At 72.3% G+C, this 25,590-nt stretch carries 23 protein-coding genes; 12 read left to right on the top strand and 11 right to left on the bottom strand.

The window, feature by feature from the left end; translation table 11 throughout:
* Positions 1-101: 101 nt before the first annotated feature.
* The 4 genes from J8N05_RS01320 (at position 102) to J8N05_RS01305 (ending at position 3,809) form a co-directional block, all read left to right on the top strand.
* The gene (locus J8N05_RS01320; protein ID WP_210880658.1) at positions 102-1,004 is read left to right on the top strand and encodes a sortase; all 903 of its coding nucleotides are present in this window, start codon (positions 102-104) and stop codon (positions 1,002-1,004) included.
* A gap of 32 nt (positions 1,005-1,036) precedes the next feature.
* A complete protein-coding gene (pstB, locus tag J8N05_RS01315) occupies positions 1,037-1,912 on the top strand; it encodes a phosphate ABC transporter ATP-binding protein PstB (protein WP_210880657.1) in 876 nt (291 codons plus the stop codon).
* A gap of 41 nt (positions 1,913-1,953) precedes the next feature.
* The gene (locus J8N05_RS01310) at positions 1,954-2,838 is read left to right on the top strand and encodes a sortase family protein (RefSeq protein ID WP_210880656.1); all 885 of its coding nucleotides are present in this window, start codon (positions 1,954-1,956) and stop codon (positions 2,836-2,838) included.
* Positions 2,839-2,945: 107 nt separating this feature from the next.
* The gene (locus J8N05_RS01305; RefSeq protein ID WP_210880655.1) at positions 2,946-3,809 is read left to right on the top strand and encodes a hypothetical protein; all 864 of its coding nucleotides are present in this window, start codon (positions 2,946-2,948) and stop codon (positions 3,807-3,809) included.
* Between the two features lie 87 nt (positions 3,810-3,896).
* On the opposite strand, the gene J8N05_RS01300 is transcribed toward J8N05_RS01305, so the two are convergent.
* The 3 genes from J8N05_RS01300 to J8N05_RS01290 form a co-directional block, all read right to left on the bottom strand.
* Positions 3,897-5,546: a phospho-sugar mutase gene (locus J8N05_RS01300; protein ID WP_210880654.1), complete on the bottom strand. Its 1,650-nt coding sequence runs from the start codon at positions 5,544-5,546 to the stop codon at positions 3,897-3,899.
* Positions 5,547-6,205: 659 nt separating this feature from the next.
* On the bottom strand, positions 6,206-7,030 hold the full coding sequence (locus J8N05_RS01295) for a purine-nucleoside phosphorylase (RefSeq protein WP_210880653.1): 825 nt from the start codon (positions 7,028-7,030) through the stop codon (positions 6,206-6,208).
* 123 nt (positions 7,031-7,153) lie between these two features.
* Complete coding sequence (locus tag J8N05_RS01290) at positions 7,154-7,591, bottom strand: gamma-glutamylcyclotransferase (RefSeq protein WP_210880652.1); 438 nt, start codon at positions 7,589-7,591, stop codon at positions 7,154-7,156.
* A 140-nt stretch (positions 7,592-7,731) separates the two neighbouring features.
* On the opposite strand from J8N05_RS01290, the gene J8N05_RS01285 reads away from it, so the two are divergent.
* Together J8N05_RS01285 and J8N05_RS01280 are read left to right on the top strand one after the other, a co-directional pair.
* Positions 7,732-9,180: an NAD(P)H-quinone dehydrogenase gene (locus J8N05_RS01285; RefSeq protein WP_210880651.1), complete on the top strand. Its 1,449-nt coding sequence runs from the start codon at positions 7,732-7,734 to the stop codon at positions 9,178-9,180.
* A gap of 248 nt (positions 9,181-9,428) precedes the next feature.
* On the top strand, positions 9,429-10,391 hold the full coding sequence (locus J8N05_RS01280) for a DeoR/GlpR family DNA-binding transcription regulator (protein WP_107020346.1): 963 nt from the start codon (positions 9,429-9,431) through the stop codon (positions 10,389-10,391).
* Positions 10,392-10,440: 49 nt separating this feature from the next.
* On the opposite strand, the gene J8N05_RS01275 is transcribed toward J8N05_RS01280, so the two are convergent.
* Positions 10,441-10,986: a TetR/AcrR family transcriptional regulator gene (locus J8N05_RS01275; protein ID WP_210889944.1), complete on the bottom strand. Its 546-nt coding sequence runs from the start codon at positions 10,984-10,986 to the stop codon at positions 10,441-10,443.
* Positions 10,987-11,291: 305 nt separating this feature from the next.
* Positions 11,292-13,064: an acetyl/propionyl/methylcrotonyl-CoA carboxylase subunit alpha gene (locus J8N05_RS01270; protein WP_210880650.1), complete on the bottom strand. Its 1,773-nt coding sequence runs from the start codon at positions 13,062-13,064 to the stop codon at positions 11,292-11,294.
* Positions 13,065-13,437: 373 nt separating this feature from the next.
* On the opposite strand from J8N05_RS01270, the gene J8N05_RS01265 reads away from it, so the two are divergent.
* The gene (locus J8N05_RS01265) at positions 13,438-13,992 is read left to right on the top strand and encodes a hypothetical protein (RefSeq protein WP_210880649.1); all 555 of its coding nucleotides are present in this window, start codon (positions 13,438-13,440) and stop codon (positions 13,990-13,992) included.
* Positions 13,993-14,085: 93 nt separating this feature from the next.
* On the opposite strand, the gene J8N05_RS01260 is transcribed toward J8N05_RS01265, so the two are convergent.
* Together J8N05_RS01260 and mmpB are read right to left on the bottom strand one after the other, a co-directional pair.
* Positions 14,086-14,706 carry a Maf family protein gene (locus J8N05_RS01260; RefSeq protein ID WP_210880648.1) on the bottom strand — a complete coding sequence of 207 codons (621 nt, stop codon included), beginning with the start codon at positions 14,704-14,706 and terminating at the stop codon, positions 14,086-14,088.
* A 33-nt stretch (positions 14,707-14,739) separates the two neighbouring features.
* A complete protein-coding gene (gene mmpB, locus J8N05_RS47870) occupies positions 14,740-14,868 on the bottom strand; it encodes a morphogenic membrane protein MmpB (protein WP_107020342.1) in 129 nt (42 codons plus the stop codon).
* 170 nt (positions 14,869-15,038) lie between these two features.
* Here mmpB and J8N05_RS01255 point away from each other — a divergent pair, with 170 nt between their 5' ends.
* On the top strand, positions 15,039-16,184 hold the full coding sequence (locus tag J8N05_RS01255) for an SGNH/GDSL hydrolase family protein (RefSeq protein WP_210880647.1): 1,146 nt from the start codon (positions 15,039-15,041) through the stop codon (positions 16,182-16,184).
* Between the two features lie 72 nt (positions 16,185-16,256).
* On the opposite strand, the gene J8N05_RS01250 is transcribed toward J8N05_RS01255, so the two are convergent.
* Both J8N05_RS01250 and J8N05_RS01245 read right to left on the bottom strand, forming a co-directional pair.
* The gene (locus tag J8N05_RS01250) at positions 16,257-16,466 is read right to left on the bottom strand and encodes an acyl-CoA carboxylase epsilon subunit (protein ID WP_210880646.1); all 210 of its coding nucleotides are present in this window, start codon (positions 16,464-16,466) and stop codon (positions 16,257-16,259) included.
* A 33-nt stretch (positions 16,467-16,499) separates the two neighbouring features.
* Positions 16,500-18,098 carry an acyl-CoA carboxylase subunit beta gene (locus tag J8N05_RS01245; RefSeq protein WP_210880645.1) on the bottom strand — a complete coding sequence of 533 codons (1,599 nt, stop codon included), beginning with the start codon at positions 18,096-18,098 and terminating at the stop codon, positions 16,500-16,502.
* Between the two features lie 136 nt (positions 18,099-18,234).
* Here J8N05_RS01245 and J8N05_RS01240 point away from each other — a divergent pair, with 136 nt between their 5' ends.
* Both J8N05_RS01240 and J8N05_RS01235 read left to right on the top strand, forming a co-directional pair.
* Complete coding sequence (locus J8N05_RS01240; RefSeq protein WP_210880644.1) at positions 18,235-19,149, top strand: biotin--[acetyl-CoA-carboxylase] ligase; 915 nt, start codon at positions 18,235-18,237, stop codon at positions 19,147-19,149.
* Positions 19,150-19,622: 473 nt separating this feature from the next.
* Entirely contained in the window at positions 19,623-20,729 is a 1,107-nt protein-coding gene (locus J8N05_RS01235) for an adenylate/guanylate cyclase domain-containing protein (RefSeq protein ID WP_210889943.1), read from the top strand.
* A 30-nt stretch (positions 20,730-20,759) separates the two neighbouring features.
* Here the strand turns inward: J8N05_RS01235 and J8N05_RS01230 are convergent, their stop codons facing one another.
* Together J8N05_RS01230 and J8N05_RS01225 are read right to left on the bottom strand one after the other, a co-directional pair.
* The gene (locus J8N05_RS01230) at positions 20,760-21,362 is read right to left on the bottom strand and encodes a hypothetical protein (RefSeq protein WP_210880643.1); all 603 of its coding nucleotides are present in this window, start codon (positions 21,360-21,362) and stop codon (positions 20,760-20,762) included.
* A 313-nt stretch (positions 21,363-21,675) separates the two neighbouring features.
* The gene (locus J8N05_RS01225; protein ID WP_210880642.1) at positions 21,676-22,524 is read right to left on the bottom strand and encodes an enoyl-CoA hydratase/isomerase family protein; all 849 of its coding nucleotides are present in this window, start codon (positions 22,522-22,524) and stop codon (positions 21,676-21,678) included.
* Positions 22,525-22,649: 125 nt separating this feature from the next.
* Here J8N05_RS01225 and J8N05_RS01220 point away from each other — a divergent pair, with 125 nt between their 5' ends.
* Together J8N05_RS01220 and hutH are read left to right on the top strand one after the other, a co-directional pair.
* The gene (locus J8N05_RS01220) at positions 22,650-23,792 is read left to right on the top strand and encodes a GGDEF domain-containing protein (protein ID WP_247706100.1); all 1,143 of its coding nucleotides are present in this window, start codon (positions 22,650-22,652) and stop codon (positions 23,790-23,792) included.
* An 87-nt stretch (positions 23,793-23,879) separates the two neighbouring features.
* A complete protein-coding gene (gene hutH / locus J8N05_RS01215) occupies positions 23,880-25,418 on the top strand; it encodes a histidine ammonia-lyase (RefSeq protein ID WP_210889941.1) in 1,539 nt (512 codons plus the stop codon).
* Positions 25,419-25,590: the final 172 nt, after the last annotated feature.

Below are 25,590 nucleotides of genomic sequence, written 5' to 3'. Positions count from 1 at the left end.
GGGGCAGAGCCGCCGACCCCCGCCCCGGGACCGCGCCCCACCCCACCCGGCCGATCCGTCCACCCGCACACCCGCACACCCGCCCGAGGAGCGCACCCACCGTGTCCGTGCCGGTCCCACCACCCCCGACGCCGCCCGCCGCCCCGCGGCCGCCCGCCCGGCCAGGACTCGCCCTGGCCGGCGCCACGCTGTGCGTACTGGCCGCCGTGCTCCTCGGGTTCGCCGCGAACCTCACGATCGTCGGACACCTCCAGCACTCCCGCGACCAGCAGACCGCGTACGACACCCTGCGGCAGCAACTCGCGCTCGGCACCGCGCCGGTGGGCCAGCGCACCTACGACGGCCGGCCGCTCGCCCTCGGCGCGCCGGTCGCGCTGCTGCGCATCCCCGTGCTCGGCCTCAAGGAGGTGGTCGCCGAGGGCACCACCGCCGATGTGCTGATGTCCGGGCCCGGCCACCGCCGCGACACCCCGCTGCCCGGCCAGGCGGGCACGGTCGTCCTCATGGGCCGCCAGTGGGGCTACGGCAGCCCCTTCAACGACCTGCACCTGCTCGCCCCCGGCACCCGCGTCGAACTGACCACCGGACAGGGCAGGTCCGTGTACGAGGTCACCGGCGTCCGGCACGCGGGCGACGAACTGCCCGTCCGGCTGGGCCAGGGGCAGGGCCGGCTCACCCTGATCACCGCGAAGGGCGCCCCCTACACGCCCGACGGCCTGCTGCGGGTGGACGCGGAACTCGTCTCGGACCTCCGCCCCAACCCGCCGCGCGTGATCCGGTCCGGCTGGATCGACCCGTCCGAACAGGCGCTCGCCGGCCAGGACGACGCATGGCTCGCCGTCCTCCTGTGGACCCAGGGGCTGCTCCTCGCCGCGCTGCTCGCCGTCTGGCTGTACCGGGTGTGGGGCCGCTGGCAGACCTGGATCTGCGCGGCGCCCGTACTGACCGCGCTCGGTCTCGCCGACTCCGCGGCCCTCACCGCGCTGCTCCCCAATGTCCTCTGAACCCCCAGTTCCGTACGGGAGTTGACGTACCCATGTCCACCGACACGACCGGTACCACCGGCGCGACCGCCACCACCCTCGTCCAGCCGCGGACCGTCGACGGGCCGGAGCACAGGCAGCGACACGGCGACGGGCCCGCCGACTTGCGGGCCGAGGACGTCTCGGCCTGGTTCGGCGACCACAAGGTCCTCGACCGGGTCTCGCTCACCATGCCCGCACAGCAGGTCACCGCCCTCATCGGGCCCTCCGGCTGCGGCAAGTCGACCTTTTTGCGCATCCTCAACCGCATGCACGAGCTGATCGGCTCGGCCTCCCTCGCCGGACGCGTCCTGCTGGACGGCGAGGACATCTACGACCGCGGCCGCCGCATCACCCGGGCCCGCCGCGAGATCGGCATGGTCTTCCAGAAGCCCAACCCCTTCCCCGCGATGTCCCTGTACGACAACGTCCTGGCGGGCCTGAAGCTCAACGGCATCAAGGCGTCCCGGGACGGCCGCGACGACCTCGTCGAGGAGTGTCTGACGAAGGCCGGTCTGTGGAAGGAGGTCAAGGACCGGCTCCGGCAGCCCGGCGGCGCGCTCTCCGGCGGACAGCAGCAACGCCTGTGCATCGCCCGCTCGCTGGCGGTCCGCCCGCGGGTGCTGCTCATGGACGAGCCCTGCTCGGCCCTCGACCCGACGTCCACCCGGCGTATCGAGGAGACCATCGCCGAACTGCGGACCGAGGTCACGATCGTCATCGTCACCCACAACATGCAGCAGGCCGCGCGGGTCTCCGACACCTGCGCCTTCTTCCTGGCGTCCCACGGCACCCCGGGCGTGATCGTGGAGCACGGGGACACGGACGCGATGTTCGCCTCGCCCCGGGACGAAAGGACGTCGGACTACGTGAACGGCCGGTTCGGGTGAGCCGGCCGGTTCGGGCGACCCGCCTGCCCCGCCTGCTCCGGGTGCTCCGAGCCAGGCGCCACGGCGACGACTTCGAGGCCGCCCCCGCCTCCCGCGGTGCCGACGGCCGCACCCACCGCCGCGCCCGTGCGTACGGCCGTGAAGCGGCGGCCCCGCCCGGACCGGCGGCCCGGACGTCGGCCCTCGCGCGCGCCTTGCCGTTCACCCTGTTGTTCGCCCTGCTGTTCGCGCTGACCGCCTGCGCCCCGGGTGGCGGGAACGGGCCGGCCGCCGCCCCCGGCACGAGTGGCCGGACGGCCGGGGACACGGGTCGGGCGGCGACGGGGTCCGCCCCCGAGCCCAGCCCGCCCGCCGACCGGCCCGCCCCGTCGTCGACCTCGCCCCGGGCCCCCGCCACCGGCGGTCCCTCGCCGACGGCCACCGGCCCGGTACGGGGCCCCGACCTGTCCCGTCCCGCCTCCGCCCGGCCCCGGACGACGGCACCGCGCACCACAGCGGCTCCCTCGCCCTCGTCCTCGGCCGAGGAACGGGCCGGTGCGGGAACCCCGGGCAGGGCCCGCTCGGACACGGTCATCACCATCGGGGACTGGTCGGCCCGGGTCGTCCGGGGCGGCCAGGACGCCGTCGACGCCTGCCGGGACGCCGTCCAGTGGACCGGCCCCGCCCTCGGCGCCGAGGACGGCTACCGGCTGCGTACCGCCGTGCTCGTCGGCCACGACTACTGCGGCTTCGACCGGTTCGCGACACTCCCGGTCGGTTCTACGGTCACGGTCCGCTCCCCGCGCGGGACCTGGACGTACCGCGTGTACGCCACCTGGGTCACGCCCGGCCGCGGCGCCCCGGCGGCCGGACTGTACTGGGGCGACCTCACCCTGCAGTCCTGCGTGGGACCGGACACGGGCTTCAGCTATCTGATGCGTGTCTGACTCTCCGGCGCGAGCCGGGTGGACCGGGGTGGGCCGGGTAGGCAACCCGTGCCCGTGTCGGCGGCGACCTGAAGGTGAAATCCCGTCCCCCACCAAGGGAGTTCACCGTGCGCAGACACCCGCACAGGCGCCTGGCGCGACTGGTCACCGTCCTTGTCGCGCTGGTCGCGCTGGCCGTCTCACCCCTCACGCGGGCCGCCCCGGCGAAGGCCGCCGACCAGTGGAACCCGCCCGCGAACCTGGTGCAGCCGCTGAACGAGGTGTGGAACCACGTCTCGACGACGTACCCGGACCTCTACGGCTTCCGCAACTACGGCTGGGACCAGGTCATGGCCAACCGGGGAAGCATCAACTACTGCGTCCGCTGGGAGTCGGACGCGCCGGTCAGCACGGCTCTGCGGGACCAGATCCACACCGCCCTGAAGAAACAGTTCGGCAAGTGGACGGCGGCCATGCTGGACAACGGCACGGGCCACAACGCCTGGCCGTACACCAGCGTGCCCGTCAACATCGTGGGCTGGGCGGTGAAGAACCGCTCCACCCTCCAGTGGACGGACAACTCCGTCGACGTCTACGCCGGGAACCTCGACAGCGGCGGAGCCCCGCAGTGCGCGCCCGACTGCGGCCGGTTCTTCCATCAGGACGGCGACTACTCGAAGTGTCCGGGCGGCGCGGCCCGCCACTACGACCAGTCCCTCTGGCTGACCAAGGGCTTCGGGGGCGGCGCGGGCGGCGACTGGGGCCAGCGTGTCGGGCAGGAGTACTTCACGGGTGCGTTGTCCCAGGAGGACATCCACATCTATCTGCACGAGGTCGGCCACACCTTCGGCCTCGACGACTTCTACGACTGGACGCCGACGGGCCAGTGCTGCTTCCTCATGAACGCGGGCAGCGCCACGCAGATCACCGAGTTCGACAAGTGGATGTTCCGCGACTTCTGGCGCCACCTGAAGAGCCGGTACGGGCTCTGACGGGGTGAGGGGCTGAGGGACTGAGGGGCTGAGGGGGTGAAGAGCTGACGGACCGGCGCTTCCGGTGGCGCCGGTCCGTCATCCCCCTCAGATGCCCGCGGCGGCCGACAGGTCCCGCTTGATCCCCGCCAGCAGCTCCGCCGCCTTCGTGTGCGCCGCCGGGAGGTCGTCGTGGGTGCCGACCGGCACCACGACCTCCAGATAGCACTTCAGCTTCGGCTCCGTACCGCTGGGCCGGACGATGACACGGGCGCCGTCCAGCGTGTAGCGCAGGCCGTCCGTGGGCGGGAGCGTGGCCGTGCCCAGGGTGAGGTCCTCGGCCTCGGTGACGGACAGGCCCGCGAGCTGCGTCGGCGGCCGTTCGCGCAGCCGGCGCATCGCGTCGGAGATGACGGAGAGGTCATCCACCCGGACGGACAGCTGGTCCGTGGCGTGCAGCCCGTGCTCGACGGCGAGGTCGTCCAGCAGGTCGAGGAGCGTGCGGCCCTCCGCCTTCAGCTCCGACGCCAGTTCCGTGATGGCGAGGGCCGCCGTGATGCCGTCCTTGTCCCGTACGCCGTCGGGGTCGACGCAGTAGCCGAGCGCCTCCTCGTAGCCGTACCGCAGGCCCTCCACCCTGGCGATCCACTTGAAGCCCGTCAGGGTCTCCTCGTACGGCAGACCCGCCTTCCCGGCGATGCGGCCGAGGAGGGAGGAGGAGACGATCGACTCCGCGAAGGTGCCGCGCGCGCCACGGCGGACGAGGTGCGCGGCGAGGAGCGCGCCGACCTCGTCGCCCCGCAGCATGCGCCAGTCGCCGCCGTTCCCGCCGTTCCCGGCGTCCTTGACGGCCGCGGCGCAGCGGTCCGCGTCCGGGTCGTTCGCGATGATCAGGTCCGGGTCGGTCTCGCGGGCCTTCGCGAAGGCGAGGTCCATCGCGCCGGGCTCTTCCGGGTTGGGGAAGGCGACGGTCGGGAAGTCGGGGTCCGGCTCGGCCTGTTCGGCGACGAGGACGGGCGCGGGGAAACCGGCCCGTTCGAACGCGGCGAGCAGGGTCTGCGTGCCGACGCCGTGCAGGGCCGTGTAGACCGTGCGGGCGGTCCGCGGGGAACCGGGGGCCAGGACCGCGTCCGTGCGCTCCAGATAGGCGTTCAGGACGCCCTCGTCGAGGGTCTCCCAGCCGGAGTCCGGGCGGGGGACGTCGGCGAGGCGGGCGACCGCGGCGATCTCCGCGGCGATCTCGGCGTCCGCCGGGGGCACGATCTGGCTGCCGTCGCCCAGATAGACCTTGTAGCCGTTGTCCCGCGGGGGGTTGTGGCTCGCCGTCACCTCGACGCCCGCCACCGCGCCCAGATGCCTTATGGCGTACGCGAGGACGGGCGTGGGGAGGGGGCGGGGGAGTACGGCGGCGCGCAGGCCCGCGCCCGTCATGACCGCGGCGGTGTCGCGGGCGAAGTCGGCGGACTTGTGGCGGGCGTCGTAGCCGATGACGACGAGGCCGTCGGTCTGCCCCTTCGCCTTCAGGTAGGCGGCGAGGCCGGCGGCGGCGCGGATGACGACCGCGCGGTTCATCCGCATCGGGCCCGCGCCCAGCTCACCCCGGAGGCCCGCCGTGCCGAACTGGAGGGTGCCGGCGAAGCGTGCGGTGAGCTCCGCGGTGTCCTCGGCGGCGATGAGCTTGGCGAGTTCCTCGCGGGTGTCCGTGTCGGGGTCCTCGGCCAGCCATGCCGTGGCCCGCGCGATGAGTTCGTCCTGCACGAGGGTCGACCTCTTTTCGTCGTCTGTACGTGGTGGTGTACCCCGGTTTCCCTCGGGGGCGCCGTGCTCGGGCCCCCGGGGCCTCAGCCGCCGGGATTCGTCCGCGGGCCGGTGGGGGCTGGTCGCGCAGTTCCCCGCGCCCCTTGAGGGCGGGGCTGCGCCCCGGCCCGCGGGTTTGTCTGCGGGGCCGGTGGGGGCTGGTCGCGCAGTTCCCCGCGCCCCTTGAGGGCGGGGCTGCGCCCCGGCCCGCGGGTTTGTCTGCGGGTCCGGTGGGGGCTGGTCGCGCAGTTCCCCGCGCCCCTTGAGGGTGGGGCTGTGCCCCCGGCCCATGGGGTTGTCCGCGGGCCGGTGGGGGTTGCTCGCGCAGTTCCCCGCGCCCCTGAAAAGAGGCGGGGCTGCGCCCTCGCCGGCTTTTCAGCCCGGTGGCGGACTTCTCAGCCCCGTCCGCCGCCTCTCAGCCGCGTCCGCCCCAGTCCCGGCCGGTCGCTGCCCCTCGCCGATCCGCCGTCTTTTCAGCCCGTCCGCTGCCTTTCAGCCGGTCCGTTATCCCTCAGCCTGTCCGCTTGCCTTTCAGCCCGTCCGGCGTTTGAGGACCGGGGGTTCGGGGGCAGCGCCCCCGAGTCGGTGACGGGAAGGGTAGGGGCGGCGGGGGCGGAGAACTACAGCCGGTCCAGGACCTGCGTGAGGAGCGACCCCATGTGCGTCGCCGAGTCCCGGCCCGCCTGGAGCACCTCCTCATGGTTGAGCGGCTCGCCCGTCATCCCCGCCGCGAGGTTGGTGACGAGCGAGATGCCGAGCACCTCCGCCCCCGCCTCCCGCGCGGCGATCGCTTCGAGCGTGGTCGACATCCCCACCAGGTCCGCCCCGATCACCCGGGCCATCCGGATCTCCGCCGGAGTCTCGTAGTGCGGGCCGGGGAACTGCGCGTACACGCCCTCTTCGAGCGTCGGGTCGATCTCCTTGCACAGCGCGCGCAGCCGCGGCGAGTACAGATCCGTCAGGTCGACGAAGTTCGCGCCGACGATCGGGGAGGTCGCGGTCAGGTTGATGTGGTCGCTGATGAGGACCGGCTGCCCGGGCCGCATGCCCTCGCGCAGCCCACCGCAGCCGTTGGTCAGCACGATGGTCTTGCAGCCGGCGGCCACGGCCGTCCGGACGCCGTGCGCGACGGCGGCGACCCCGCGGCCCTCGTAGTAGTGGGTGCGGCCCAGGAAGACCAGCGCGCGCTTGTCGCCGATCCCGTACGAGCGGACCGTGCCGCCGTGCCCCTCGACCGCCGGCGGCGGGAAACCGGGCAGATCGGTGACCCGGAACTCGGCTTCGGGAGCGCCGAGGGCGTCCACGGCCGGCGCCCAGCCGGAGCCCATCACGAGGGCGACGTCGTGGGTCTCGGCGCCCGAGAGTTCCCGCAGGCGCGCGGCGGCGGCGTCGGCGGCGGCGTACGGGTCGCCCTGGATGTCGTCCGGAAGAAGAGATGCGTTCACGCGCATGAGGGTAGCCGCTCGCGGCCTACGCGCGTAGATGTTGATGGTCACGGGTTTGCGATCGTTGTCTTGTTGTTTCCGACGAGACCCGGCGGCGGCGTGTTCCGGGAGGCGTCCCGCGGGTCAGCAGGGGCGCTTGCGCAGTTCCATCACGTAGTCGTGCGGGGCGCCCGCCGACTCCGCCGCGTCGGCCAGCTCGCCGAGGTAGCGGGCCGAGGGGAGCCCTCCCTCGTACCCGTTGAGGACGTACAGCCACGCCGGCTCCTCGCCCTCCAGGGTGTGGATCCGTACGCGCATCCGCCGGTAGATGTCGAGGCCGACACCCTCCCAGCGGTCCAGGGACTCCTCGTCCGGGGGCGCGATGTCGTACAGGGCGACGAAGACCTGCGAGCGCGGGGCCTCGACGATCGTCGCCAGCGCGCCCTCCCAGCCCATGTGCTCGCCGCCGAACGTCAGCCGCCAGCCGTTGAGCCACCCCGTGGCGCGCAGCGGCGAGTGGGGTGCGCGGCGCGTCATGAGCCGCGGGTCGAGATTGCCGGCGTACGCGGCGTAGAGCGACATGGGACCGAGGGTACGGCAGCGAACCCATGTGACTCTCCCGTAACCGCGGCCCCGTATCGCACACCCGTGCCACCCCGATCGCCCGCCCGGGACACCCGGACAGCGCCCCCGTGCGGAAGCACCTTGAAGCGTGCGGGACAATGGAGTACGTGACTCGGATCGTGATCATTGGCGGCGGACCCGGCGGATACGAAGCGGCCCTGGTGGCAGCGCAGCTCGGCGCGGAGGTGACCGTCGTCGACTGCGACGGCCTGGGCGGTGCGTCGGTGCTCACCGACTGCGTGCCGTCCAAGACCCTCATCGCGACGGCCGAGGTGATGACCACCTTCGACTCCTCGTACGAGGAACTGGGGATCATCGTCGCCGACGACACCCCGCACATCGACCAGCCCGCGCGGGTCGTCGGCGTGGACCTCGGCAAGGTCAACCGCCGGGTGAAGCGCCTCGCGCTCGCCCAGTCCCACGACATCACGGCCTCCGTGACGCGCGCCGGGGCGCGGGTGCTGCGCGGCCGCGGCCGGCTGGAGGGCATGCAGGGCCTGGACGGCTCGCGCAAGGTCGTCGTGCGCGCCGCGGACGGCAGCGAGGAGACGCTCGTCGCCGACGCCGTCCTCATCGCCACCGGCGGGCACCCCCGCGAGCTGGCCGACGCGCAGCCCGACGGCGAGCGCATCCTGAACTGGACCCAGGTCTACGACCTCGACGAGCTCCCCGAGGAGCTCATCGTGGTCGGCTCCGGTGTCACCGGCGCCGAGTTCGCCGGCGCCTACCAGGCCCTCGGCTCCCGGGTCACGCTCGTCTCCAGCCGCGACCGCGTGCTGCCGGGCGAGGACCCGGACGCGGCGGCCGTCCTGGAGGACGTGTTCCGGCGGCGCGGCATGAACGTCATGGCCCGCTCGCGCGCCGCGTCCGCCAAACGGGTGGGCGACCGGGTCGAGGTGACGCTCGCCGACGGCCGTGTCATCACCGGCTCGCACTGTCTGATGGCCGTCGGCGCCATCCCCAACAGCCACGGCATGGGCTTGGAGGAGGCCGGGGTCAAGGTCCAGGAGTCCGGGCACATCTGGACCGACAAGGTCTCCAGGACCACGGCCCCCGGCGTGTACGCGGCCGGTGACGTCACCGGGATCTTCGCGCTCGCCTCCGTGGCCGCCATGCAGGGCCGTATCGCCATGTACCACTTCCTCGGCGACGCGGTCGCGCCGCTCAATCTGAAGACGGTCTCGTCGAACGTCTTCACCGACCCCGAGATCGCCACCGTCGGCTACTCGCAGTCGGACGTCGACGGCGGCGTCATCGACGCCCGGGTCGTGAAGCTGCCCCTGCTGCGCAACCCGCGCGCCAAGATGCAGGGCATCCGGGACGGCTTCGTGAAGATCTTCTGCCGTCCGGGCACCGGGATCGTCGTCGGCGGTGTGGTCGTCGCGCCGCGCGCCTCGGAACTGATCCACCCGATCTCGCTCGCGGTCGACAACAACCTGACCGTCGAGCAGATCGCGAAGGCCTTCACCGTGTATCCGTCCCTGTCGGGGTCGATCGCCGAGGTGGCCCGTCAGCTGCACACCCGGAAGTCCACGGGCGAGGGCTGAGCGCCGACGGCCGGCGCGGGGCCCGCGAAGCCGGGCCCCGGGCGGCACGGAAAGCGGTGCCGTGAGCGGTTCTTCGCTGGTCACGCGGATCGGGCGTCCCTCTGGTCACGGGGAGTCGCCGACCATTCGTGCGGCATAGGCGCCCGGATTAGGCGCGTATACCACTCCGGGTACTGCCATGCGAACAACTTCTGTTATTCGGCGCAAACTGCTGAAAGCAGACGGTCGTTGGGGTTACTGTCAGTTTCGTGTTCGCTGCAGAACGTCGTCAATTGATCCTCGAAATGGTGCGAGCAAATGGAGCCGTGTCGCTCCGTGAGCTCGCCCGCGTCGTCCAGACCTCCGAAGTGACCGTACGGCGGGACGTGCGCGCACTGGAGGCAGAAGGACTCCTCGACCGCCGGCATGGCGGTGCGGTATTGCCGGGCGGGTTCACGCGGGAGTCCGGCTTTCCGCAGAAATCTCATCTCGCGACCGCCGAGAAGACGGCCATCGCCGACCTCGCCGCGGGTCTCGTCGAAGAGGGCGAGGCCATTGTGGTGGGGGCGGGAACCACCACGCAGGAGCTGGCTCGCCGGCTCGCGCGGGTGCCGGGGCTGACCGTCGTCACCAATTCCCTGCTGGTGGCCCAGGCGTTGGCCCATGCCAACCGTGTGGAAGTCGTGATGACCGGCGGCACCCTGCGCGGTTCCAACTACGCCCTGGTGGGCAGCGGAGCCGAACAGTCCCTCCAGGGACTGCGGGTCTCCCGGGCCTTCCTGTCGGGAAGCGGGCTCACCGCGGAACGCGGCCTGTCCACCTCCAACATGCTGTCGGCCTCGGTCGACCGCGCGCTCGTCCAGGCGGCCGCCGAGGTCGTCGTCCTGGCCGATCACACCAAGCTCGGCGCCGACACGATGTTCCAGACGGTGCCGACCGATGTGATCACCCGCCTGGTCACGGACGAGCCACCGGCCCAGGACGACCGCGCGGCCACCGAACTGCAGGCCCTGGCGGACCAGGGCGTACAGATCGCGGTGGCGGGAGCGGGTGGTTCGGGCGGCGATACGGTCCCGGCGGGGCGCCAGCCGCCACGCCGGGACGTGCCGCTGCCCGGCCCCCGACGCGGTCAGGTGCCCGGTGCGGGACCGCAGTTGCGCAGCGCCGCGGCGGTGCTGGGCGACCAGGCCCAGAGCGAGCGGGCGCGGGTCGCCGACATGCGCAGACGCTGACAACGGAGTGGTGGCTGACGGACGGCGGTCCAGTCCGTACGTCGGAGTGTCAGGCCTTGAGGCCCCGCAGCGTCAGTGCCAGCAGGCGGTCGGCCAACTCCGGGTCGCCCGGGGTCTCTTCGGCGGCCAGCGCGATCGCGTTGGTCAGCTGAAGCAGATCACCGATGGCGACACCGGTGCGTACGGAGCCTGCCTGCTGCGCGCGCGTGAGGAGGGCGCTGCCCGCCTCACGCATCGGGCCGCTGCACTGCGCGAGCGCCGAGGCGTCGTCGTGCGAGGCCGACATGAGCGCGCGTGACAGTCCGCGGTACTCACTCGCATGAGTGATGACGGCGCGCAGCCAGTCCACGAGCGCCGTGCACGGGTTCGGGGCGTCGAGGAGTTCGCGTGAGCGGGTCAGCAGGTCGCTCACCGCGTCCGCGAAGACGGCGTTCAGTAGGGCGTGGCGGTTGGGGAAGTGGCGGTAGAGGGTGCCGATGCCTACGCCTGCGCGTTTCGCCACGTCTTCCAGTGAGGCGTCGGCGCCGTGTTGCGCGAACGTGGTTCGTGCCTCCGTGATGAGGCGGTCGTGGTTTCTGCGGGCGTCGGCGCGCATCCCTGTTGGGGGGTTGGCCATATGTCCTACCTACCCTCTCCTCGGTCCTTCGGGCGGCGATGGGCCGACCACGGACCCTTTCCGTCTGCCCCATGACCACCGGCCGGGTGCCGCGGGCCGTATGTGGCTGGTCGCGCAGTTCCCCGCGCCCCTGAAAAGCGCGCCGGTTGCTGCGGGTCGTGTGTGGCTGGTCGCGCAGTTCCCCGCGCCCCTGGCGGGGCGCTCTTCGGGGCCGTAACCCGAGGCGCCCGGCACGCAGGGGATCCTGGTTGCCGGGCGTCTCGTCATGACGGGTCGGGCTGGGGTCAGTCCTTGATCTCGCAGATGACCGCGCCCGAGGTGAGGGACGCGCCCACTTCTGCCGCGAGGGCCTTGATCGTGCCCGAGCGGTGGGCGTTCAGGGGCTGTTCCATCTTCATGGCCTCCAGGACCACGATCAGGTCGCCCTCCTTGACCTCCTGGCCCTCCTCGACCGCCACCTTCACGATGGTGCCCTGCATGGGCGAGGCGAGGGTGTCGCCCGAGGCCGCCGGGCCGGACTTCTTGGCCGCGCGCCGCTTGGGCTTGGCGCCCGCCGCGAGTCCCGTACGGGCCAGGGACATGCCCAGCGAGACCGGCAGGGAGACTTCGAGGCGCTTGCCGCCGACCTCGACGACGACCGTCTCACGGCCCGGCTCGTCCTCCGTGTCGGCGTCCGCGGGAGCGGTGAAGGCCGGGATCTCGTTGACGAACTCGGTCTCGATCCAGCGGGTGTGGACCGTGAACGGGTCCGTGGAGCCGGTCAGCTCGGGCGCGAAGGCGGGGTCGGCGACCACCGTGCGGTGGAAGGGGATGGCCGTGGCCATGCCCTCCACGGTGAACTCCTCCAGGGCGCGCGCGGCCCGCTGCAGAGCCTGCTCGCGCGTGGCGCCGGTGACGATCAGCTTGGCGAGCAGTGAGTCCCACGCCGGGCCGATCACGCTGCCGCTCTCCACGCCCGCGTCCAGGCGTACGCCCGGACCGCTGGGCGGGGCGAACAGGGTCACCGTGCCGGGGGCCGGCAGGAAGCCGCGGCCCGGGTCCTCGCCGTTGATGCGGAACTCGAAGGAATGGCCGCGCAGCGGCGGGTCGTCGTAGCCCAGTTCCTCGCCGTCGGCGATCCGGAACATCTCCCGGACCAGGTCGATGCCGGAGACCTCCTCGGTGACCGGGTGCTCGACCTGCAGACGGGTGTTGACCTCCAGGAAGGAGATCGTGCCGTCCGCGCCGACCAGGAACTCGACGGTGCCGGCGCCGACGTACCCGGCCTCCTTGAGGATCGCCTTGGAGGACGAGTACAGCTCGGCCACCTGGGCGTCGGAGAGGAACGGCGCGGGCGCCTCCTCGACCAGCTTCTGGTGGCGACGCTGCAGGGAGCAGTCACGGGTGGAGACGACCGCCACGTTGCCGTGGGTGTCGGCCAGGCACTGGGTCTCGACGTGCCGCGGCTTGTCGAGGTAGCGCTCCACGAAGCACTCGCCGCGGCCGAAGGCGGCGACGGCCTCGCGCACCGCGGAGTCGAACAGCTCGGGGATCTCTTCGAGGGTGCGGGCCACCTTCAGACCGCGGCCGCCACCACCGAAGGCCGCCTTGATCGCGATCGGCAGGCCGTGCTCCCGGGCGAAGGCGACGACCTCGTCCGCGCCGGGCACCGGGTCCGGCGTACCGGCGACCAGCGGGGCGCCCGCGCGCTGCGCGATGTGCCGGGCCGCCACCTTGTCACCGAGGTCGCGGATCGCCTGCGGCGGCGGGCCGATCCAGGTCAGGCCCGCGTCCAGGACGGCCTGGGCGAAGTCGGCGTTCTCCGAGAGGAAGCCGTACCCGGGATGGACCGCGTCCGCCCCGGAGTCCTTGGCGGCCTGCAGCACCTTGGCGAAGTCGAGGTAACTGCTCGCGGGGGTGTCACCGCCCAGCGCGAACGCCTCGTCCGCGGCCCGCACATGCAGGGCGTCCCGGTCCGGCTCGGCGTACACCGCCACGCTCGCGATGCCGGCGTCTCGGCACGCCCGGGCGACACGAACAGCGATTTCGCCACGGTTGGCGATCAACACCTTGCGCACGTTGGCTCCCTCTCCTTGAAACAAGCCGAGTTTAGGGACTGCCGACACGTCGTTTCGACCCGTCCCCGATGGTGAGCTTGCCCACACGGAGCGTGATACAAGGCCTGCTCGCCCGCGATTTCCCTTGCCGTACCTCGGTACGCAGGGGGCTTACCTCGAACCCTAGCTCTCCTGTGTGGCCAAGGTCTCTGTGAGTCCGTGCTGCGCGCCACTCGGTTTCTTTGTGGAGACCCTACGAATGGCCCAACGATTCTTTGCCCTCCGCAGATCCCTTGTACCTGGGTTTACTCGTTAGTAGCGTGCTCGCTGGCGTACGGATACTTGAGGTAACAGCGGCCCTGCTCGGGCGGAAGTCGAAAGTGGGTGGGGCCCGGTGGTCCGCAGACCGGTGGCATTCGTGACCGCGATCGTGCTCTTCGTCGAGGCGGTGGGCATCGCGTGGGTCAACTGGTTCATGGGGGTCGTCGTCGACCGGCAGGACATGTCCCTGGCGGGGCTCGACCCGGACGTGATGTCCACGTCGTCGAAGGTCGCCGGGCTGGTCTTCGGCCTCTACTTCGCGCTCTGCGGCTTCACCGCGCTGCGCGTCGGCCTGCGCGACCGCGCGCCCGCGGGCATCGGCCGCATCCTGCTGATCAGCGCGGCGGTGGTGCACGCCCTGCTCGGCGCGTTCACCGTCGGCCTGGTGGGCTGGGGCGCGTTCGCCTTCATGATGGTCGTACTGGGTCTGATCGTGCTCATCTTCATGACGTACGACCGGCTGGACGGCACGAGGTCCGACGCGAAGCCGGACGCGGGTCCGGGCGCGGGGCCTGACGCGGGGCCTGACGCCGGCCCGGGGAGCCCCAGGGACGCCGAGGGTTCCGGGGTTTCCGGGGGTTCCGGGGACGGCGTACTGCCTCCGCCCCCGGCGCCCTCCGTCTCCTGAACGGTCCCTGACCCGTCACTGAACGGTCCCTGAGCTGCCCCCTACCTGCCCCTGGATCGCCCCTGAACCGCCCTCGACCTGCCCGGGCGTGTCCTACTTCTCGCGCGGGGTCCACAAGTCCGTGATGCCCACGCCCAGTTCGGCCAGCAGACGGCGTACCAGCGGCAACGAGAGTCCGATGACGTTGCCGTGGTCGCCGTCGATGCCGTCGACGAACGGGGCCGAGCGGCCGTCCAGCGTGAACGCCCCGGCCACGTGCAGCGGCTCGCCCGAGGCGACGTACGCGGCGATCTCGGCGTCGGTCGGCTCGCCGAAGCGGACGACGGTGGACGCCACCCCCGAGGTGTGACGGCCGGCTTCCGTGTCCCACACGCAGTGGCCGGTCTGCAGGATGCCCGCCCGGCCGCGCATCGACTTCCAGCGCGCGGTCGCCTCCTCGGCGTCGGCCGGCTTGCCGTACGCCACGCCGTCCAGTTCGAGCACCGAGTCGCAGCCGATCACCAGGGCGCCGGCGACCTCGGGCCGTGCCGCGACCACCGACGCCTTCGCCTCGGCGAGGGCGAGCGCCAGTTCGGCGGGGGTCGGGGCGGTCACGGCGTCCTCGTCGACCCCGCTGACGATGACCTCGGGGTCGAGTCCGGCCTGCCGCAGCAGTCCGAGCCGGGCGGGGGACTGGGAGGCGAGAACGAGCCTGCGGCGTGGCTGATCAGTCATACGGTCAGCGTAGCGAGCGCCTGCCGGCCGGGCTCACATGAGGCCGAGGATGATCATCGCGAACACCACGGCCAGCGCCATGAGAACGCCGAGCCTCCGCAACATGTCCTGCATGTCGCGCAGCTCCTTCGGCGGCTCGTTCTCGGGGTCGGACCACAGCATGTCTCCGATCGTGACTCCGGCACGGCTCCGGACGCCTGAGTACGCGTACTCATCTTGACTAAAAGGGTCACTGGTTCCATTAGGTGGTCGATTCCTGCTACCGTTCCCGGCATCGCTAAAGGGACTCCAATCCCGTTAGGAGCTCCCGTGAGGAACTGGAGGGAACCGCTGTGTTCACCACCGCCTGGACCGCCTCTCCGCAGTCGCCCAGCACCGGCTTCACCCCCAACTGGTCGCAGGAGGGCTTCTGGCGCCAGTCCCTGCGGCAGGTCGTCCGCCTCTCCGCGGGCGGCGACCGCGTCCGTATCCGCCTCTCGAACGCGTACGGGACCTCGCCGCTGAGGATCGCGGGCGCGACCCTCGCCCGTACGGCCGCCGGTGTCGGTGCCGGAGCCGGTGCCGCCGTGCGGTCCGAGCCGGTGCGGCTCGCCTTCGGCGGGGCCGCGTCCGTGGAGATCCCGGCGCGCGGGGAGACCGTCGGCGACGCGGCCGAGTTCGCCGTGGCGGCCGGGGAGTCCGTGACCGTCACCCTGCACCTCGACGCCGTCACCGGGCCCGCCACCTTCCACGCGCAGGCCTTCGCGACCAGTTACCGGGGCGCGGGCGACCTCCTGGCGGACACCGGGGGCGCGGGCTTCGGCGAGGCCACCGAGTCCTGGTACTTCCTGACCGCGGTCGATGTCTTTGCCGGGCGCACGGACGGCGTGGCGCTCTTCGGCGACTCGATCACCGACGGGTTCGGGTCCACGCCCGGTGCGAACCGCAGATGGTCCGACGCCCTCGCCGCGCGCACCGGGCGGCCCGTGCTCAACGCCGGCATCGGCGGGAACCTGCTGCTCAACGACTCCGCCTGGTACGGGGAGAAGGGCGTCCACCGGCTGGAGCGGGACGTGCTCTCCCTGGCCGGCGTGGACACCCTCGTCGTGCTGCTCGGCCTCAACGACATCGGGTTCAGCGAGGGGGCGGCGGAGCCCACGTACCGGCCCGCGCCGCTGGTCGAGGTGCGTGAACTGATCGCGGGGCACCGGGAGTTGATACGGCAGGCGCGGGGGCGGGGCCTGCGGGTGGTCGGGGCGACGCTGCTGCCCTTCGGGGGGTCCGACCACTGGGGGGAGCGGGCGGCGAAGGTGAGCCACGAGTTCAACGACTGGGTTCGTCGCTCGGGGGAGTACGACGTGGTGGTCGACCTCCATCGGGCGCTCGCCGATCCCGCGGCGCCGGATGAGCTGCGTGGGGCTTACGACTTCGGCGATCACCTGCACCCGAATGATCTCGGGTACGAGGCGATGGCCGAAGCCGTGGGGTTGGTTCTTTGACTGCGGGTGCGTCGTGGCTGGTCGCGCAGTTCCCCGCGCCCCTTGACGGGCCCCGAGGGCCCGATCAAGAGGTCAGCGGGGCCAGAAGGTGTGGGCCCAGGACTGCGGGCCCGGGGTCGGTAGGTGGGTCTGGGCCAGGCGGGACGGGTCCGACCAGGCGTCCCTGTTCTTCGCCGCGCCGGGCGAGGGTGTCTCCGCCGCCGCGGCGCGTGCTCTGACCACTGCCAGTGCGGCGGCCAGCTCCTCGGGGGTCGGGTTGCCCCGTACGACCTTGATGTTCATGACCGCTCCCGTTCTCGACGACCGGCGTACTGGCTAGAGGGGGATGTTGCCGTGCTTCTTCGGCGGCAGGGACTCCCGCTTGGTGCGCAGGGCCCGCAGACCGCGTACGACGTGGGCGCGGGTGTCGGAGGGCAGGACCACGGCGTCGATGTAACCGCGCTCGGCCGCCGTGTAGGGGTTGAGGAGCGTGTCCTCGTACTCCTGGATCAGCCGGGCCCTGGTGGCTTCCTGCTCGTCGGCGGGGGTCGCCGCGATGGCACGCCGGTGCAGGATGTTCACCGCGCCCTGCGCGCCCATCACGGCGATCTGCGCGGTCGGCCAGGCGAGGTTGAGGTCCGCGCCGAGGTGCTTGGAGCCCATGACGTCGTAGGCGCCGCCGAAGGCCTTGCGGGTGATCACCGTGATCAGCGGGACGGTGGCCTCGGCGTACGCGTAGATCAGTTTGGCGCCGCGGCGGATGATGCCGGTGTGCTCCTGGTCGACGCCCGGGAGGAAGCCGGGGACGTCCACGAAGGTGAGGACGGGGACGTTGAAGGCGTCGCAGGTGCGCACGAAGCGGGCCGCCTTCTCGCTCGCGTCGATGTCCAGGCAGCCCGCGAACTGCATCGGCTGGTTGGCCACGATGCCCACCGGCCGGCCCTCCACGCGGCCGAAGCCGGTGAGGATGTTCGGCGCGAACAGCGGCTGCGTCTCGAAGAACTCGGCGTCGTCCAGGACGTGTTCGATCACCGTGTGCATGTCGTACGGCTGGTTCGCGCTGTCCGGGATCAGCGTGTCGAGCTCACGGTCCTCGTCCGTCGTCGCCAGGTCCGCCTCCTCGGGGAAGGCGGGCGGCTCGCTGAGGTTGTTCGACGGCAGGTAGGACAGCAGCGACTTGACGTACTCGATCGCGTCCTTCTCGTCGCCCGCCATGTGATGGGCCACGCCCGACACCGCGTTGTGCGTGCGCGCGCCGCCCAGCTCCTCGAAGCCGACGTCCTCGCCGGTGACCGTCTTGATGACGTCGGGTCCGGTGATGAACATGTGCGAGGTCTGGTCGACCATCACCGTGAAGTCGGTGATCGCGGGGGAGTAGACCGCGCCGCCCGCGCACGGGCCGACGACCAGGCTGATCTGCGGGATCACACCCGAGGCGTGCGTGTTGCGGCGGAAGATCTCGCCGTACATGCCGAGCGCCGCCACGCCCTCCTGGATGCGGGCGCCGCCGGAGTCGTTGATGCCGATGACCGGACAGCCGGTCTTCAGCGCGAAGTCCATCGCCTTCATGATCTTCTGGCCGAAGACCTCGCCCAGGGCGCCGCCGAAGACCGTGAAGTCCTGCGAGAACACGGCGACCGGACGGCCGTCCACCGTGCCGTACCCGGTCACCACGCCGTCCCCGTACGGGCGGTTGTTCTCCAGCCCGAAGTCCGTCGAGCGGTGCTGGGCGAACTCGTCGAACTCGACGAAGGAGTCCTCGTCCATCAGCAGCTCGATGCGCTCACGGGCCGTCAACTTGCCCTTGGCGTGCTGCTTTTCGACGGCGCGTGCCGAGCCGGCGTGCGTCGCCTCGTCGATGCGGCGCCGCAGATCCGCGAGCTTGCCCGCGGTGGTGTGGATGTCGATCTCTTGCTGCTGTTCCGGCTCGGACATCGGGATGCGGCTCCCTGCCTGCTCAGTGGGGACGTGAGGGTGAGGTGCTCAGAAGGGGGGTTGGCTACTCATCCGTAGCGTAGTGGCGTGCCTACCGTTCGGCAGTGCGGCGTTTACCACACCTAGGGTGGGTTGCATGACGCCGCGAGATGACTCAGACGCGAACAGCAACGCGCACAGCAATCCGTGGTCCGACCTGGACCGTCCGCCGCTCAACGCCGTGGCGCTGCGCCGCGCGCTCGTGCGCGACGGGGGACGCGGAGGGCTCTGGTCCGACGTCCAGGTGGTGGCCCGTACCGGCTCCACCAACTCCGACCTCGTCGCCCTCGCCGTGGACGGCAAGGCCGCGGAGGGCGCGGTCCTGATCGCCGAGGAACAGGACGCCGGACGGGGGCGCCTGGACCGGCAGTGGACGGCGCCCGCCCGCTCCGGCCTCTTCTTCTCCGTCCTGCTGAAGCCCACCGGGGTCCCCGTCGAGCGGTGGGGCTGGCTGCCGCTTCTCGCCGGGGTGGCGATGGCGACGGGGCTCTCACGGTCGGCCGGCGTGGACACGGCGCTGAAGTGGCCCAACGACCTGCTGGTGACGGTCGAGGGGCAGGAACGCAAGGTCGGCGGCATCCTCGCCGAACGCGCCGGGGCCGACACGGTCGTCGTCGGCATCGGCATCAACGTCACGCTCCGCGCCGACGAACTGCCCGTGCCCGGCGCCGGATCGCTCGCTCTCGCGGGGGCGGTGACCACCGACCGGGACACCATCCTGCGGACCGTCCTCCGCTCGCTCGAACAATGGTTCGAGAAGTGGCGGAGCGTGGGAGGCGACCCCGCCGCGTCCGGTCTCCAGGACACGTACGCGGCCGGCTGCGCGACGCTCGGCCGCGAGGTACGGGCCGAACTGCCCGGCGACAAGTCGATCACCGGCGAGGCGGTCGCCCTCGACGGCGACGGACGGCTGGTGCTCGCCACCGCGGAAGGAGTGCAGCAGCCCGTGGGCGCCGGGGACATCGTGCACCTGCGCCCGGCGGGATCGACGGGATCCCCGGGCAGCGAGTGACGGACGCGCCCAGTGGGGTACGCGGGGCGTTCCGTGCGTTCCCCGCGTCACGCGCCTGTTCGTGCTGGTGGTGAGCAAGGGGCGCGGCCGGGCCGTACGACAGGGAGCGGGCCGGGAGCGGGCCGACGGACGTACGGGGACGGAGTGGGTCAGGGGCCGTCCGGCCTCGGCAGTCGGGAGTGAGCCACAGCACACCTGCCGTAGAGTTGAGGCCGGTCGATACCTGACCGCGGCAGATCGGAAGGGCAGCAGGCGTGACGGTCGACGACAGCGGTTCGGGCACGGGTGACCCCGCCTCCGACGGGGAGCCCGGGCGTGCCGCCGGGTCTGTCGCCGACACGGCGGCCGCGCGGGTCGACCGCGCTGAGCTCCACGCGCGCGTGGAGGAAGAGGAACAGGACCCAGTGGACGCGCAGGACGGCCGGACCGACGTGCAGAACGGCCGGGCGGACGTGCGGGACAGCCGCACCGACGTGCAGAACAGCCGGACGGGCGGGCAGGGCGGCCGGACCGACCAGCCCGGCGCCGAGTCCGACGACGATCCGCTCGCGCTCCGGCTCGAACAGCTCATCCTCGGCGCCGAGCGCCGCTACACCCCCTTCCAGGCGGCCCGCAGCGCGGGCGTCTCCATGGAGCTGGCCTCCCGTTTCTGGCGGGCCATGGGCTTCGCCGACATCGGCCAGGCCAAGGCGCTGACCGAGGCGGACGTCCTGGCACTGCGACGGCTGGCCGGTCTCGTCGAGGCGGGGCTGCTCAGCGAGGCGATGGCGGTCCAGGTGGCCCGTTCCACCGGCCAGACCACGGCCCGGCTGGCCGAGTGGCAGATCGACTCGTTCCTGGAGGGCCTCACCGAGCCGCCCGAGCCGGGCATGACCCGCACCGAGGTCACGTACCCCCTGATCGAACTGCTGCTGCCCGAGCTGGAGGAGTTCCTGATCTACGTCTGGCGGCGCCAGCTCGCCGCCGCGACCGGGCGGGTCGTGCAGGCCGCGGACGACGAGGAGATGGTCGACCGGCGCCTGGCCGTCGGCTTCGCCGACCTCGTCGGCTTCACCCGCCTGACCCGGCGCATGGAGGAGGAGGAGCTCGGCGAACTCGTCGAGGCCTTCGAGACCACCGCCGCCGACCTCGTCGCCGCCCACGGGGGACGGCTCATCAAGACCCTGGGCGACGAGGTGCTGTACGCGGCCGACGACGCGGGGGTGGCCGCCGAGATCGCGCTGCGCCTCATCGAGACGATGGCCAACGACGAGACGATGCCGGAGCTGCGCGTGGGCATCGCGTTCGGCACGGTGACGACGCGCATGGGCGACGTGTTCGGTACGACCGTGAACCTCGCCTCCCGGCTGACGTCGATAGCTCCCAAGGACGCGGTCCTGGTCGACGGGGCGTTCGCCGAGGAACTGATCCGCACGGGCGACGCGCCCGCTTCCGAGGCCGTGGCCGTCGAGGAGGCCGTCGCCGCGGAGAAGGAGGGCGAGGAGCCGCCGGTGTACCGCTTCGGGCTCCAGCCGATGTGGCAGCGCGCGGTGCGCGGGCTCGGCGTGGTCGAGCCGTGGCTGATGAGCCGGCGGGGCTGACGATCCGGCGGGGCTGAGGGCTCGCCGCTCCTACGGGTTCGGGCCGTCGTCGATGCACAGGCCCACGATCGGTACGCAGATGCCGGCCGGCGGGCCCGGGGGCGGGGTCGCCTTTTCCGGTGGCCGGACCGGTGCCGAGGGCTTGGTGGCGGGGGCGTGGGGTGGCTTGACGGGGATGGTGACGGGTCGGGTGGATGTGGGGGAGGGATAGACGGCTGCCGGGCCTGTCGTCCTCACCGGTGTCCTTACCGGTGTCCGTGCCGGGGCCGTCGGGCTCGGTTGGCTCGGTGTGTTCGATCGCTCCGGTCCCGGGTGCGTGCGGGGTGTGCCGGCGGGCGTCGTGGCGGAGGGGGACGTGGTCGTCTCCGGTCCCGTCGGCGGGTCGTCCCGTGCCGGGGCCTCGGGGAGGGTGGACGCGCTGGGGTCCAGGTCCGTGGCCTCCACGCGTTCGCCGTTCGCCTCCGACGGGGTGGGGACCGCCAGGCGCAGCATGCCCAGGGCGCCGGCTGCGAGGGCCAGGGCGCCGGATGTCAGGAGGGGGCGGTGGGGGCGGGGTTTTCGGTGGCGGCCGCGGGGTGTGGTGGCCGTCGGGTCCGTCTGCGCTGCCGTGTCCGTCGCTGCCGTGTCCGTCATGCTGACCCCTCCCCCGGTCCCCGGTGCGCAGGTTATGCACGCGGGTGGGGGTTCGGGCGGTATGCGACGACACGTCACCCGAACGGGGTTCCCTCGCCCCCGCCGCCCGTACCCATTCCCATCCACACATGGGGGCTGCGCCCCCTAGCCCCCCTCGATCGCGCTACGCGCTCGTCCTCAAACGCCGGACGGGCTGGAGATGTGCGGACGGTCCGCGGATCTTTCAGCCCGTCCGGCGTTTGAGGACCGGGGGTTCGGGGGCGGAGCCCCTGAGTCGGTGTCGGGACGGGTAGGGGCGGCGGGGGCGAGGAATCTACTCACCGGGCCACACCGGGCGGCGCTTCTCGTTGAACGCCGCCACCCCCTCCGCCCGGTCCCCCGAGAACGCGACCGACCGCCACGCCGCGTCCTCGATCTCCAGGCCGGCCCGGAGATCGAGCCCGTGCCCGAGCCGCAGCGCCCGCTTCGCGGCCCGCAGCCCCACGGGCGAGTTGCCGGCGATGCGCCCGGCCAGCGCCAGCGCCTCCGCCCGGTCCCGGCCATCGTCGGCGAGAACGTCGATCAGCCCCAGCTCCCGCGCCTCCACGGCCTCCACCCGCCGAGCGGAGAAGATCAGCTCGGCGGCCCGCGCCGCCCCCACCCGGCGCGGCAGCAGCTGCGTACCGCCGCCGCCCGGGATCACCCCGACCGACACCTCGGGCAGGCCCACCACGGCCGTGCCGTCCGCCACGATCAGGTCGCAGGCCAGGGCCAGTTCGAAACCGCCGCCCAGCGCGAAGCCGTGCACGGCGGCCACGGTGGGCATCGGAAGCTCCAGCACCCCGGTGTACGCCGCCCGCGCGACGGGCCGCTGACGGACCAGGTCGGCGTCCGTGAAGGAGTTGCGCTCCTTGAGGTCGGCGCCGACGCAGAACGCCCGCTCGTGCGTCGAGGTCAGCACCACCGCACGTACGTCCCGGTCGGCGGCCAGCGCCTCGCACGCCGCGGCGATCGAGCGGGCCATCGCGGACGACACGGCGTTCATGGCCTTGGGCCGGTCCAGGGAGAGTTCCGCGACGTACGGGGCAGGGCGCCGCACCGCCACGTACTCCCCGAACCGTCGCGGCGAGTCCTGGTCCGCTCGATCCGCCTGGTCGGGCCCGTTGCCGTCCTGCTCCGTCATGTCGATGCTCCCCGGTTAACGTGGGTTAACTTCCGGGGCGATCATCCCAGCGGGGCGCCCGCGAGGAAACCCCTGTTCGCCGCGTCGACCTCTCATAGTCGTACAAACCTACCTAACCTAGGGTAATGGGTGGTGACGATGTGCGACTGAGGGCCGTGGTGGCGCTGGCGCAGGGCATGGCCGCCGCGCACGCCCCGCGTGAGTCGTGGCGCGCGGCGGCCGACGGGGCCCGCCGGGCGCTGGGCGGGAACTTCGCCGCGCTGTCCGTGTGGGAGCGGCAGCTGGGGCGACTGCGGGTCCTGGCGAACACGGGGGAGCGGGCCCCGGGCGAGGAGGAGTTCCCGGAGTCGGAGACGTACCCCGTCCATCAGTTCCCCGAGATCACCGAGTTCCTGCACGAGCGCTGGGTGGGCGGCGGCGAGCCCAACGCCTGGGTCGAGACGGCGGACGGTTCGGCCGCCGGGAGCGCCGAGTACTGCCATCAGAGGGTGGCCGCGCTGCGGCGGCGCGGGCGCGGCTGCTGCGTCGTCGCGCCGATCGTGCTGCACGGGCGCGCCTGGGGCGAGCTGTATGTCGCCCGCTCGGCCGGCGCGCCCGTCTTCGGCCGTGCCGACGCCGACTTCGCGACCGTGCTCGCCTCCGTGGTAGCCGCCGGGATCGCGCAGACCGAACGGCTGGAGGAGGCCCGGCGGCTCGCCTTCACCGACGCGCTCACCGGACTCGCCAACCGCCGGGCCGTGGACACGCGCCTGGAGGAGGCCATCGAGTGCCATCGCGCGCAGGGCGTGGTCGTGAGTCTTGTCGTGTGCGATCTGAACGGGCTCAAGCGTGTCAACGACACCCGGGGGCACGCCGTCGGCGACCGGCTCCTCGAACGCTTCGGGTCGGTGCTGTCCCTGTGCGGCGCGATGCTGCCCGGCACGCTCGCCGCCCGCCTCGGCGGTGACGAGTTCTGCCTGGTCGCGGTGGGCCCCGCCGCCGACGAGGTGGTCCGCGTCGGCGAGGAGCTGTGCCGCCGGGCCGGTGAGCTGGAGCTGGGTGAGGGGGTGGCGTGCGGGATCGCCTCGACCGGGGATCCCCTCGGGCCCGTCCGCTCGGCCCGCCGCCTCTTCCGCCTCGCCGACGCGGCCCAGTACCGCGCCAAGGCCGTACGCGCCACCAAGCCCGTCGTCGCCGGCCGTGAGGGCCCCGACGATCCCGTCGTACGCCTCGCCGACGCGCCCCCGCCCGCGGCGGCCGAACGACGGCGGTTCCGGGGGCGGCGGTAGGCGCCCGGTCGACCCGGAAGTAAGGACCCAACCCCGCATCCACTAGTGACACCATCGCATTCACTGCGTACGCTCCTGAATATGGATATGCACTCTGTGGTGGTGGGGACGAGCGGGGTCACCGCGTCCGACGTGCTGGCCGTGGCGCGCGGCGGCGCTCGGGTCGAGCTCTCCGGTGAGGCGGTGGCGGCGCTCGCCGCGGCCCGCGAGATCGTCGAGGCGCTGGCCGCCAAACCCGAACCCGTCTACGGCGTCTCCACCGGCTTCGGAGCCCTCGCGACCCGGCACATCAGCCCGGAACTGCGGGCGCAGCTGCAGCGCAACATCGTGCGCTCGCACGCCGCCGGGATGGGGCCGCGCGTCGAACGCGAGGTCGTCCGGGCGCTGATGTTCCTGCGGCTGAAGACCGTCTGCTCCGGCCGGACCGGGGTGCGCCCCTCCGTCGCGCAGACCATGGCCGACGTCCTCAACGCCGGGATCACCCCGGTCGTCCACGAGTTCGGCTCGCTCGGCTGCTCCGGCGACCTCGCCCCGCTCTCCCACTGCGCCCTGACCCTGATGGGGGAGGGGGACGCCGAGGGCCCGGACGGTGTGGTCCGTCCGGCCGGCGAACTGCTCGCCGCGCACGGCATCGAGCCCGTCGAGCTGCGGGAGAAAGAGGGGCTGGCCCTCCTCAACGGCACCGACGGCATGCTCGGCATGCTGATCATGGCCCTCGCCGACCTCGACACCCTCTACAAGTCCGCCGACATCACGGCCGCCCTCAGCCTGGAGGCGCTCCTCGGGACCGACAAGGTCCTCGCGCCCGAACTGCACGCCATCCGGCCGCACCCCGGCCAGAGCGCCAGCGCCGCCAACATGCTGGCCGTGCTGAAGGGTTCGGAGCTGACCGGCCATCACCAGGACGACGCGCCGCGCGTACAGGACGCGTACTCCGTGCGCTGCGCCCCGCAGGTCGCCGGCGCCGGGCGCGACACCATGGCCCACGCCCGGCTGGTCGCCGACCGCGAGCTGGCCTCCGCCGTCGACAACCCGGTCGTCCTGCCCGACGGGCGCGTCGAGTCGAACGGCAACTTCCACGGCGCCCCGGTCGCGTACGTGCTGGACTTCCTCGCCGTCGTCGCGGCCGACCTCGGTTCCATCGCCGAACGCCGCACCGACCGGCTCCTCGACAAGAACCGCTCGCACGGGCTGCCGCCCTTCCTCGCGGACGACGCGGGCGTCGACTCCGGCCTGATGATCGCCCAGTACACGCAGGCCGCCCTGGTCAGCGAGATGAAGCGGCTCGCCGTACCCGCCTCCGCCGACTCCATCCCGTCCTCCGCGATGCAGGAGGACCACGTCTCGATGGGCTGGTCGGCCGCCCGCAAACTCCGCACGGCCGTCGACAACCTGACCCGGATCGTCGCCATCGAGCTGTACGCCGCCACGCGCGCCGTCGAACTGCGCGCCGGACTCACGCCCGCGCCGGCCTCGCGGGCCGTCATCGACGCCGTGCGGGCCGCCGGAGTGGCGGGCCCCGGGCCGGATCGTTTCCTCGCCCCTGACCTCGCCGCGGCGGACGCCTTCGTCCGCTCCGGAGGCCTCGTCGCGGCCGTGGAACCGGTGACGGGACCGCTGTCCTGACGGAATTCTCGTACGAAGTGGCGGGGCTGTCGTGTGCGTCACGGCAGCCCCGCCACTTCGTGTGCTAGGGTTCATAGCGAAACGTTTTTGGTACCCATTAACTTGTGCGCCTGAAAGGATTCTCTCTCAGGCGCGTTTTGTTTTTCCGGTCATTTCCGGATGGGAGCCACAC

Origin of the sequence: Streptomyces liliiviolaceus, assembly GCF_018070025.1 — a bacterium.
Classification (GTDB): domain Bacteria; phylum Actinomycetota; class Actinomycetes; order Streptomycetales; family Streptomycetaceae; genus Streptomyces; species Streptomyces liliiviolaceus.
This window is presented reverse-complemented; position numbering and strand designations above follow the sequence as displayed.

Excerpts from the sequence above, each read along its gene's own strand:
- pstB (WP_210880657.1), top strand. The coding sequence starts at position 1,037 with ATGTCCACCGACACGACCGGTACCACCGGCGCGACCGCCACCACCCTC.
- J8N05_RS01290 (WP_210880652.1), bottom strand. The coding sequence starts at position 7,591 with ATGTCGCTCTACGCCGCGTACGCCGGCAATCTCGACCCGCGGCTCATG.
- J8N05_RS01285 (WP_210880651.1), top strand. The coding sequence starts at position 7,732 with ATGGAGTACGTGACTCGGATCGTGATCATTGGCGGCGGACCCGGCGGA.
- J8N05_RS01275 (WP_210889944.1), bottom strand. The coding sequence starts at position 10,986 with ATGCGCGCCGACGCCCGCAGAAACCACGACCGCCTCATCACGGAGGCA.
- J8N05_RS01260 (WP_210880648.1), bottom strand. The coding sequence starts at position 14,706 with ATGACTGATCAGCCACGCCGCAGGCTCGTTCTCGCCTCCCAGTCCCCC.
- mmpB (WP_107020342.1), bottom strand. The coding sequence starts at position 14,868 with ATGCTGTGGTCCGACCCCGAGAACGAGCCGCCGAAGGAGCTGCGCGAC.
- J8N05_RS01250 (WP_210880646.1), bottom strand. The coding sequence starts at position 16,466 with ATGAACATCAAGGTCGTACGGGGCAACCCGACCCCCGAGGAGCTGGCC.
- J8N05_RS01245 (WP_210880645.1), bottom strand. The coding sequence starts at position 18,098 with ATGTCCGAGCCGGAACAGCAGCAAGAGATCGACATCCACACCACCGCG.
- J8N05_RS01240 (WP_210880644.1), top strand. The coding sequence starts at position 18,235 with ATGACGCCGCGAGATGACTCAGACGCGAACAGCAACGCGCACAGCAAT.
- J8N05_RS01230 (WP_210880643.1), bottom strand. The coding sequence starts at position 21,362 with ATGACGGACACGGCAGCGACGGACACGGCAGCGCAGACGGACCCGACG.
- J8N05_RS01225 (WP_210880642.1), bottom strand. The coding sequence starts at position 22,524 with ATGACGGAGCAGGACGGCAACGGGCCCGACCAGGCGGATCGAGCGGAC.
- J8N05_RS01220 (WP_247706100.1), top strand. The coding sequence starts at position 22,650 with ATGGGTGGTGACGATGTGCGACTGAGGGCCGTGGTGGCGCTGGCGCAG.
- hutH (WP_210889941.1), top strand. The coding sequence starts at position 23,880 with ATGCACTCTGTGGTGGTGGGGACGAGCGGGGTCACCGCGTCCGACGTG.